This is a genomic window from Kaistia algarum, from assembly GCF_026343945.1.
GTDB classification, from domain to species: Bacteria; Pseudomonadota; Alphaproteobacteria; order Rhizobiales; family Kaistiaceae; genus Kaistia; species Kaistia algarum.
The window spans coordinates 700,133-709,250 of the sequence record NZ_JAPKNJ010000003.1; the positions used below are offsets into that span (position 1 = coordinate 700,133).

The window sequence follows — 9,118 nt, forward strand, 5'->3', positions numbered from 1 at the left end:
CGGCGCGCGATGAACAGACCGTGATGGCGGCGGCGACACCTTGGCGCGGCGCCGCGCTTCAGCCATAAGAGCCTCCCGATCCGAGAGGCGTCGAAAATCCATGCCCAGCTTCAATTCCAACGGCTATGAGATCGCCTTTATGGATGAGGGCGAGGGGCCGCCGGTCCTGCTCATCCATGGCTTTGCCTCGCGTTATCGCGTCAACTGGATCAATCCGGGCTGGGTTGATGCGCTGGTGAAGGCGGGGCGCCGCGTCGTCGCGTTCGATAATCGCGGCCATGGCGACAGCGACAAGCCGCATGATGTCGGGGCCTATCGCCTCGGCGCCATGGCCGAGGACGCCCGCAACCTGCTCGACCATCTCGGAATCCTGAGGGCCGACGTCATGGGCTATTCCATGGGCGCGCGGATCGCCGCCTTCCTGGCGCTGGCGCATCCCGAGCGGATCAAGGCCCTGATCTTCGGCGGGCTCGGCTACGGTATCGTCACGGGCGTCGGCGACTGGGGGCCGGTGGTTGCAGCTCTGGAGGCCGAGGACGCGTCGACGGTCACCGATCCGATCGGCCTTATGTTCCGCAAATTCGCCGACCAGACCGGGAGCGACCGCGTGGCGCTCGCCGCCTGCATGAAGGCAACCCGCCAGCCCATCTCGGCCGATGATCTCTCGACGCTGAAAATGCCGGTCCTGGTGGCCGTGGGCGAGAAGGACGAGCTCGCCGGCTCGCCCCAGGCGCTGGCGGAGATCATCCCGGGCGCCGAGGTGCTGGAGATCCCCAAGCGCGACCACATGCTGGCCGTCGGCGACAAGGCCTACAAGGCCGGCGCGCTCGACTTTCTCAAGCGAAAGGGGCTCGGCTGAGGCCGAAAGCCGGAATCGTATCAACCCCTTGGCGGTGCTTGCTGGCAAAATGATTCCGCTGGGATCGCTATCCAGACGATGAGCATTATTTGCTAAGAGTGCCCAGGTTTCATGGTATGGCGCCAGCGTGCTAGGCTTGGCGCAAAGAATGGCGGACATGGTTCCGTCGACGAGGAGGCGTTCATGTCGGTCACGATTTCCCGTCAACATGGCGAAGCCGTCGCCAGTTTCGATCCCATCTGGTCGGCCATCCGGGCCGATGCCGAGGAGATCGTGCGTAGCGAGCCTGCCATGGCGAGCTTCGTTTACGGGACGATCCTGAACAGCGATCGGCTGGAGGAGGCCGTCGCCTGCCGCATTTCCGAACGGCTCCATCATCGCGATATGTCAGGCGAGATCATCCGCCAGGCTTTCCTCGAAGCCTATGCGGGTGATCCGGCGCTTGGAGAGGCGCTGCGCGTTGACATTGCCGCCGTGGTCGACCGCGATCCGGCATGCAACCGTGCGATCGAGCCGGTGCTTTATTTCAAGGGGTTCCACGCCATTCAGACGCATCGTCTCGCGCATTGGCTCTGGAGCCGAGGGCGGCGTGACTTCGCCTATTATCTGCAGAGCCGCGCGTCGACCGTCTATCAGGTCGACATCAACCCGGCTGTCCGGCTCGGCAAGGGCATTTTCTTTGACCATGCGACCGCGATCGTCGTCGGCGAGACGGCGGTGATCGAGGACAATGTGTCTATATTGCAGGGTGTTACGCTCGGCGGCACGGGCAAGGAAACCGGCGATCGGCATCCCAAGGTGCGCCATGGCGTGTTGATCGGGGCGGGGGCCAAGATCCTCGGCAATATCGAGATCGGCCATTGCTCGCGGGTTGCCGCCGGCTCGGTCGTCCTGCACGCCGTGCCGCCGAATACGACGGTCGCGGGTGTGCCGGCCAAGGTCGTCGGCAGCGCGCCCTGTGCCGAGCCGTCGCGTGCCATGGACCAGATGCTGGTGGGTACCGCCTGAACGGCGCTTCGCATCCCGCCCGGGATCGGCTAAAGCTGCCGCGCAGAGAGGGAGCCCATCCGGGCAATCCCTGAGAATCACCGCAGGAGAGAGAATTGGATCGCAAAGAGATCCAGAAGCTCGAGAGCTTCTTCCGCCGTCGCTTCGCCATGAAGGACATCAGCGTTCGCCAGCGTCCTCGCAAGGACGATTCGGCGGAGGTCTATTTCGGCGATGAGTTCGTCGGCGTCGTCTTCCGCGACGATGAGGAGGGTGACCTCTCCTACAACTTCACCATGGCAATCCTGGACATCGACCTCGAGGACGTTTGATCCTCTGGAGTTCCAAGGATCCCGAAACGGGACGTTTTGGGATCGGCTGTTCCTTCATGAAACAGTAACCATGATCTTCCGGCCGTGGCGCTGAACCAAGGGGCCGGAAGCTGCGGGCTGAATGGGATCCCGAAGCTGCGGCATGGGCTTTGCCATAGCCTCGGCGGACTGCGGCGGTAGTGCCGTGGCGGGTCAGTGGGGCCACCGTGGACCGCATCGGGCTGTATTTGGTGATTCTCGGCTATGCGATGGCGACGGGGGTCGTGGTCGCGGGCGTCATGGCGAGCTTCTACGAGCTCATTGCCGCCGAACCGCTCAGATTTCGCCCGTTCGGAAAGAGCTTCGCCGCGTGGCTCACAAGCTTTCTTCTCCTTGCGATGACCGGACCTTTCATTATCCTCCGCGGTGCCGTGCAGGCGTTTCGGGCGGAGCGAAGCGCCTTTGGCCCCGATGGCCCTCAGCCTGCTGATCGCGGGCGTGTGGAGCGGTTGTTCGGGGCTGATCTTGCTGAGCCTGACCCTCACGGCACAGGCGGGTTTCTATTAGGGGGGCTTCATGCCCATTCATGCGCTCGACGGCGTCATGCCGGAACTGCCCGGCGAGGGGCGCTACTGGGTAGCGCCGGATGCGCAGGTCATCGGCAAGGTGACGCTGGGCGATGAGGTTGGCATCTGGTTCGGCGCCGTGCTGCGCGGCGACAATGAGCGCATCACCATCGGCGCCCGCAGCAACATCCAGGAACACTCGGTCCTGCATACCGATATGGGCTATCCGCTCGCCATCGGGGAGGGCTGCACGATCGGCCACCGCGCGATCCTGCATGGCTGCACGGTCGGCGAGAACTCGTTGATCGGCATGGGCGCCATCGTCCTGAACGGTGCCCGTATCGGCGCCAATTGCCTCGTCGCCGCCGGCGCGCTTGTTCCGGAGGGAAGGGAGATCGCGGATGGCTCGCTGGTCGTCGGCGTGCCGGGCAGGGCGGTCCGCAGTCTCGACGCGGATGCGATCGAAAAGCTCAGGCGCGCCGCAACAGGTTATGTCGCCAATTGGCGCCGCTTCGCGGCAGGGCTCGGCCGCTGATGCATCGCATGTCGATCAGCGCTTGATGGAGCCGACCAGCATGGTGCGGTCGTCCTCGATCGAGACCCAGCGACCGCTGTTGCGATCGTCCTGGCGCTTGATGAACTGATAGTCCGTCTGGTTCCAGAGCTTGATCTTGCCTTCGAGATTGTCGAGCACCAGATCGCCGCGATCGGTCCGGACGGTCAGGATCGCGTGGCCGTCGCCATTGGTCTGCCGCACCACCGTGATCAGCAGCGAGCCGGCGGGCCAGCCGCGCTGCAGAAGCTCGCGCCGCTTCAGCAGCACATAGTCTTCGCAGTCGCCCTTGCTGTCCGGATAGGCCCAGTATTCTTCCTTGCCGTAGATGTCCTGGTCGGTATCGGGCTGGATCGCCGTATTGACGTTGTCATTGATGGCGATGAGCTCGTTCCAGCGGGCAGGCGTCAATTTCATCGCCGCTTCGGTCGCCGTGCGCTCGCGGCACTCGACCGGTATCCGGGCGCAGAGGTCATGATGGCCGATCGGCTGCGTCGTTGTGCCGATTACCTGCATGAAGGCCGACTGCGTTTGAGCATTCGCGGAGGGCATGACAAGACCCATCAACGCAACGACAATCCCGGCTAAACTAGAAACGCGTACGCAAAACATGATCGCTGTCCCGCTGTGCCGAAGGAACCGTGACACAAAGGCTTTTCTTCTAGTCTAATCTTCAAGATCAAATTCGATTTCAACTTAAGTCGAATTCGACGAGAATTTTATGCTTGTTGTTAACTTATTGTTAACACTATGGGATGAGGCGACTGGCTGCAAGCTTAAGCTCTTGTTAAGGTTAATGGCGGCCCTGGGGTGGTGCGGTCGTGGCGCCTACCGGCCGATTGCTGCGTTGATGGGCCCCGATCGGCGACGTGAACTGGCCGGCCAACTACCGGAAACAGGATCGAGGGGAGCAGGGCGACGCTGCTACGGCCAGACCCAGGGGCTTTGGCTTCTGACGGTCAGGGCAACGTCAATGCCGACGCGGCCGCCGACCGGGCGCATGGGCAGAATTCGAGATTTTGGGAGCGTTTGTCAGTCTTGGCAGGCTCTGGCGAGCCTGGAGCTAGAACAGCTCTTCCAGTCCGGCTTCGGTCTGGGGCCGTTCGAATTCGACGGCGAGGCCGCCGGCGAAATGTCGGCCGATACGGGCTGGCAGGGTGCCGAGGCGTACCGGCGCGCCAACCGGAGGCTCGGCGTCGACCGCGATGGCGGCGCCGGAGAGCGAGAGATCGAGGATGCGGCAGCGGAACGCGGTTCCGTCTGGCAGCGTCAGCTGGGAGAAGGGGTTGCGCGGCGCGATCCGGCCATGTTGCCGGGCGTCGTCCCGGCCGGAGCCGTCCCGGTCGGCGAGCCAGGCCAAGGACGCCGCGAGCTTGTCGCGCTTCCGAAGCGTCGCGGTGATCGTCATGGTGAAACCGATGTCCGTGGCGCGGACGATTGTGCCTTCGAGGCGGCCCAGATTGTCGATATAGGCGATGACCCGTTCCCCGACTTGCCCGCGGATCGGTGCGGCCAGCGCAGCGCCATCCGCCGACACATCGATCGTGCGGCAGGGATATTCTCGTCGATCCTCCAGCATGTATCGCCCGGCCATGGACAAAGCATAACGCCGGTAGCGCCGCCGGTCATAGTTCTCGAGCGGCGAGCGATGGGCGGTCTGGGGCGGCAGCGTCATGGAGCGTCCGGAATGGCCGTGGCCTCTCCGAAAGACCTAGCATTGCTGCAGTTAACAAGCGGTTCGGCGGCGGTGGCCCCCGCGCGGAGGCTCGTCGTCGGCGGCTATTGCCGGCCCCCGTCGAGGACGACGAGATGGCCGCGCCGCCGCCCCGAGCCGAGTGCTGCGGATGCGACCGATGCATGCACGGCCGGCGCAACGGCGCGGGCCAGCGCGGGGCGCTCGTCCGGCCAGATGAGGCGCAGGCTGGTTATGGTCTGGCGGATGATGGGGTGCAGTCCGAGCCAATAGGGCCGTTCGATCGGCACCATCAAGCCGAGCACGCGGTCATAGAGACGGCCGCCGCGCGACAGAGGCAGCAGGATCATCTCGGAAGGAACGGACTGCCCGCGTTCGTTGAAGGTCTCGACACCCAACACAGCCGCCGCCGCGTCGCCGGCAATCGCCTGCAGGAGGGTCGCCATCGCGTCGATGTCGGTATCGCCCCAGAGGCCGAGAAAGCTGCGGCTCTTGAGTTCCCGCCCGTAGAGCGCGCAGAGCCGTGTCCCGGCGAGCCGGAAGGGAATATGCGCGGCGGGCGGCGCATTCTCCAGAATGAAGGTGTCGCCCAATACCTCGCGGATGTCGCCAGGCTCGATCGCGCCGCGCAGCGGAGCCGCCGCCTCGCCGCGCAGGTCCGACCAGTAGGTGTGGAGATGCCGGGTATGCCGGTGCTTCATGCTGCGATTTGTCTTTTCGAATCAGTGGTCTTTGGCACGGACAGCCTCGGTCTTGCGCGGAGTGTGCGGCAACGGAACAGTTTCAGGCATCGCTATTATAGTGAACGCCGTGTAGCAGGGGTCGTGCCAATCTTAACGAAAGCTGAATAGAATCGCACGCACGTCGTTTTCAGATTGCCCGGGTTTTATCGGCGTGCCAGTTTTCCCGCCGGTTCGCAGCCGGGCTGTGCCGGGGGGAGCACCGGATGCGAAATGGCCGTCCGTGCGCGCCCGAACAGGGCAGCGCCGGACGGCTGTAACCGGTACGGATGGAGACCAACCGCGCCGAGGCTTGCAATACCGCCGAGCCATCCCTATTCGAGCAGCATGGATCACAGAAGCGACTTCACCGTGCGAGAGCCGGTCTTCAATCTGCCGCGCGTTGTCGTCGCCAGCCTCGCCGTCCTCGTGGTGATCCACGCGGTGCGTGTCCTGCTGCTGTCGGCCGATCAGGACGGCTATGTCCTCGCCGCCTTCGCCTTCGTGCCAGTCCGCCTCACGGCACCGGACACATTCGGCTTCGATTGGCCGGGCGGGGTCGCCGGCGATGTATGGACCTTCGCGACCTACGCGCTCCTGCATGCCAACTGGATGCACCTCGTCAACAACGCCTTCTGGATGGCGGCCTTTGGCTCGCCCCTGGCTTGGCGCTTCGGGCCGCTCCGCTTTCTCGGCCTCTCAGTTCTGGGCGCGGTTGCTGGCGCGGCGGCCCATCTGGCGCTCGCACCCTATGGCACGTCGCCGCTCATCGGCGCCTCTGCGGCGATCTCGGCTCAGATGGCTGCGGTCGCGCGTTTCGCCTTCGCGCCAGGCGGGCGTCTGGGAATGACGCGCCCGAGCGTCGATGCCGATTTCCGGCCGGCGCTGACAATTCCCGAAATGATCCGCAACGGGCGGGCGATGGGGTTCCTCGGCGTTTGGTTCGTGCTCAACCTCGTCTTCGGCTTGCTGTTCTCTCCGCCGGGGACCCAGTTGGGCCAGATTGCCTGGGAAGCGCATCTCGGCGGCTTCGTCGTCGGCCTGCTGTTCTTCCCGATCTTCGATCCGATCCGCCGCCGGCCCTGAGCGTCGTTCTTGCCAACCATCCGGCGAGGGACCATCATCCTTTTCTAGACGATGGCCCTCCGATGGGGAGGGTCGCTCGCCAAGAGGGCCCGGACTGGTCCGATCCAAGAGAACGGCCGGCCTCTCCAACAGGGAGACGACGCCATGACCGTTGCAGCCATTCTCTCGTCCAAGGGCCGGGACGTGATGACCGTCGAGGTCGATACGTCGATCCGCGAAGCTGTCCATATTCTCGCCGAACGCCGGATCGGAGCCATCGTGGTGGCGGACTCGTTCCGCCGCATTCTCGGCATCGTGTCGGAACGGGACATTGTGCGGGCGCTGTCGCGTTCTGGTGTCGAGGTGCTGGACGGCTCGGTCTCGTCGATCATGACGGTAAAGGTCGTAACCTGCTCGGAGATCGACACGATCAATCACGTCATGGAACGCATGACCGAGGGACGCTTCCGCCACCTGCCGGTCGTGGAGGAAGGGCGTCTTGCCGGCATCGTCTCGATCGGCGACGTGGTCAAGGCGCGCATCCAGCAGGTCGAGCAAGAGGCCGAGGAAATGCGCACCTACATCGCCATGGCTTAGGATCAGCTTGACGCGTCTCAGCCGCCATAGACCTTTTTCGGGTCGAAAAGCGGCTGGTCGCCGGTGAATTCCAAAGTCGCTTCCGCGCCTTCCGGAACCGTGCTGACACGGCGGTAGAAGCAGCCCTTGCGCCCGGTGTGGCAGTTGGCGCCGGTGCCGCCGGTGCGCACGCGCAGGAGGATCGCGTCCTGGTCGCAGTCGACCCGGATTTCCGTGACCGTCTGGACATGGCCGCTGGTGGCGCCCTTGTGCCAGAGTTCTTGGCGCGAGCGGCTCCAGTACCAGCCTTCGCGCGTCGCGATCGTGCGGGCCAGAGCCTCAGCGTTCATCCAGGCCAACATGACGACCTCGCCAGTCTCGTCATCGACGACGACCGCCGCGACCAGTCCGTCGCGGTCGAAGCGCGGTGTCAGCTGAAGCCCTTCCTCCACGGATTCGTGACTGCCTGGCGATGCGAAATGCGTGAGCGTCGTCATGAACGATCTTCCAGTTCGACGCCCAGCGAGCGCAGCATCTGCCAATAGGCGGGATAGGTCTTGCCGACGCAATCCGGGTCGAGGATCGTAATGCCGTGGATCTTGAGCCCGGCCAGCGCGAAGCTCATGGCGATACGGTGGTCGGAATAGGTCTCGATTTCGGTCGGCAACATCTGTCCCGGCAGAGTGGGATCGGACGAGACGATGAGATCGTCGCCTTCCTCATGCGCGAGTCCCGGCCGGATTCGTGTGAGCTCGGTCGAGAGCGCGCGCACCCGGTCGCATTCCTTGACGCGCAGATTGGCGATGCCGACGAAGCGGACCGGTGTCTCGTTGAACGCTGCAAGCACGGCGATGGTCGGGATGGCGTCCTGCATCTGCGAGCCGTCGATCACGGCGGGAAGGTGTGGGAACTGCGCGATGACGGCCTGCGCCTTCGCGTCGGGCTGTGTGAAATCCTCCGCCGCGACGCCGAGGTCGATGCGCCCGCCCGTCAGCACCTCCGCCGCCCAGAGATAGGTCGCGGCCGATGCGTCGGGCTCGACGTAAAAATCAGTAGCGACATAGCCGGTCGGCTCGATCCGCCATGTCGCTTCATCGAGCTTTTCGACGCTGGCGCCGAAGGCCTTCATCGCGGCGACGGTCAGGTCGACATAGCCGCGCGCTCCGATCTCGGTGCCGGTCAGAGCAACCTCGACCGGGCCGTTGCCGCACGCCGCCGCCATGAGGAGCGCCGAGACATATTGGCTGGAAAGCCCAGCATCGATCTCGATCCGGCCAGTGCCGAAGCGGCCAGTGCCATGGATCGTAATCGGAGGGCAGCCATTCGTATCGGCGATGTCGACGCCAACCGAGCGTAGCGCCGTGACGAGCGGCCCTATGGGACGCTTGCGCATATGTTCATCGCCATCGGCGACTACCTCGCCCTCGACCAGCGCGAGCGCAGCTGTCAGGAAGCGCATCGCCGTCCCGGCATTGCCGAGATAGAGCGGCTTGCCGGGAGCCGCCAGGCGGCCAGTGCCGGTAACGGTGAAGCTGGTTTCGTCGGGCTCGTCGATGGCCACTCCCATGTCGCGGAGCGCCGCCGCCATGAGCTTGGTGTCGAGGCTCTTCAGCGCGCCGGTGATATGGCTCGTACCTTTCGCCAGCGCCGCCAGCAGCAGCACGCGGTTGGTGATCGACTTCGAGCCCGGCGGCGTCACGCGGCCGACGAGCGGCGCATCGGGCGGCGTGATCGTGATGGCCGTCACGCGGTTCAGGACCGTCGTCATGCTGGCTCCATGGGTAGTCAT

General features: G+C 64.5%; 12 protein-coding genes. 7 read left to right on the top strand and 5 right to left on the bottom strand.

Features of this window, described 5'->3' with window-relative positions; translation table 11 throughout:
* Positions 1 to 100: 100 nt before the first annotated feature.
* The 5 genes from OSH05_RS21600 to OSH05_RS21615 all read left to right on the top strand — a co-directional run bounded on the left by OSH05_RS21600 (position 101) and on the right by OSH05_RS21615 (position 3,258).
* Positions 101 to 859 (top strand): alpha/beta fold hydrolase, encoded by a 759-nt coding sequence (locus OSH05_RS21600; protein WP_104220543.1) that lies wholly within the window; start codon positions 101 to 103, stop codon positions 857 to 859.
* Between the two features lie 183 nt (positions 860 to 1,042).
* Positions 1,043 to 1,867 carry a serine O-acetyltransferase gene (cysE, locus tag OSH05_RS21605; protein WP_104220544.1) on the top strand — a complete coding sequence of 275 codons (825 nt, stop codon included), beginning with the start codon at positions 1,043 to 1,045 and terminating at the stop codon, positions 1,865 to 1,867.
* Between the two features lie 95 nt (positions 1,868 to 1,962).
* Positions 1,963 to 2,178: a DUF3126 family protein gene (locus OSH05_RS21610; RefSeq protein ID WP_104220545.1), complete on the top strand. Its 216-nt coding sequence runs from the start codon at positions 1,963 to 1,965 to the stop codon at positions 2,176 to 2,178.
* Positions 2,179 to 2,426: 248 nt separating this feature from the next.
* Entirely contained in the window at positions 2,427 to 2,840 is a 414-nt protein-coding gene (locus tag OSH05_RS25235) for a DUF6949 family protein (RefSeq protein WP_407660451.1), read from the top strand.
* Entirely contained in the window at positions 2,734 to 3,258 is a 525-nt protein-coding gene (locus tag OSH05_RS21615) for a gamma carbonic anhydrase family protein (RefSeq protein WP_104220546.1), read from the top strand. Before OSH05_RS25235 ends, OSH05_RS21615 begins: the two co-directional genes overlap by 107 nt.
* 15 nt (positions 3,259 to 3,273) lie before the next feature.
* Here OSH05_RS21615 and OSH05_RS21620 read toward each other — a convergent pair whose 3' ends face one another.
* The 3 genes from OSH05_RS21620 to OSH05_RS21630 form a co-directional block, all read right to left on the bottom strand.
* Positions 3,274 to 3,888 (bottom strand): transglutaminase-like cysteine peptidase, encoded by a 615-nt coding sequence (locus tag OSH05_RS21620; RefSeq protein WP_407660443.1) that lies wholly within the window; start codon positions 3,886 to 3,888, stop codon positions 3,274 to 3,276.
* Between the two features lie 451 nt (positions 3,889 to 4,339).
* The gene (locus OSH05_RS21625; protein WP_104220547.1) at positions 4,340 to 4,951 is read right to left on the bottom strand and encodes a PilZ domain-containing protein; all 612 of its coding nucleotides are present in this window, start codon (positions 4,949 to 4,951) and stop codon (positions 4,340 to 4,342) included.
* Positions 4,952 to 5,055: 104 nt separating this feature from the next.
* Entirely contained in the window at positions 5,056 to 5,670 is a 615-nt protein-coding gene (locus tag OSH05_RS21630) for a PAS domain-containing protein (protein ID WP_104220548.1), read from the bottom strand.
* A gap of 366 nt (positions 5,671 to 6,036) precedes the next feature.
* Here OSH05_RS21630 and OSH05_RS21635 point away from each other — a divergent pair, with 366 nt between their 5' ends.
* Positions 6,037 to 6,774 carry a rhomboid family intramembrane serine protease gene (locus OSH05_RS21635; RefSeq protein WP_104220549.1) on the top strand — a complete coding sequence of 246 codons (738 nt, stop codon included), beginning with the start codon at positions 6,037 to 6,039 and terminating at the stop codon, positions 6,772 to 6,774.
* 144 nt (positions 6,775 to 6,918) lie between these two features.
* Complete coding sequence (locus OSH05_RS21640) at positions 6,919 to 7,350, top strand: CBS domain-containing protein (protein ID WP_104220550.1); 432 nt, start codon at positions 6,919 to 6,921, stop codon at positions 7,348 to 7,350.
* 17 nt (positions 7,351 to 7,367) lie between these two features.
* On the opposite strand, the gene hisI is transcribed toward OSH05_RS21640, so the two are convergent.
* Together hisI and aroA are read right to left on the bottom strand one after the other, a co-directional pair.
* Positions 7,368 to 7,826: a phosphoribosyl-AMP cyclohydrolase gene (gene hisI, locus OSH05_RS21645; protein WP_104220551.1), complete on the bottom strand. Its 459-nt coding sequence runs from the start codon at positions 7,824 to 7,826 to the stop codon at positions 7,368 to 7,370.
* A complete protein-coding gene (gene aroA, locus OSH05_RS21650; RefSeq protein WP_104220552.1) occupies positions 7,823 to 9,097 on the bottom strand; it encodes a 3-phosphoshikimate 1-carboxyvinyltransferase in 1,275 nt (424 codons plus the stop codon). Before aroA ends, hisI begins: the two co-directional genes overlap by 4 nt.
* Between the last annotated feature and the right edge of the window lie 21 nt (positions 9,098 to 9,118).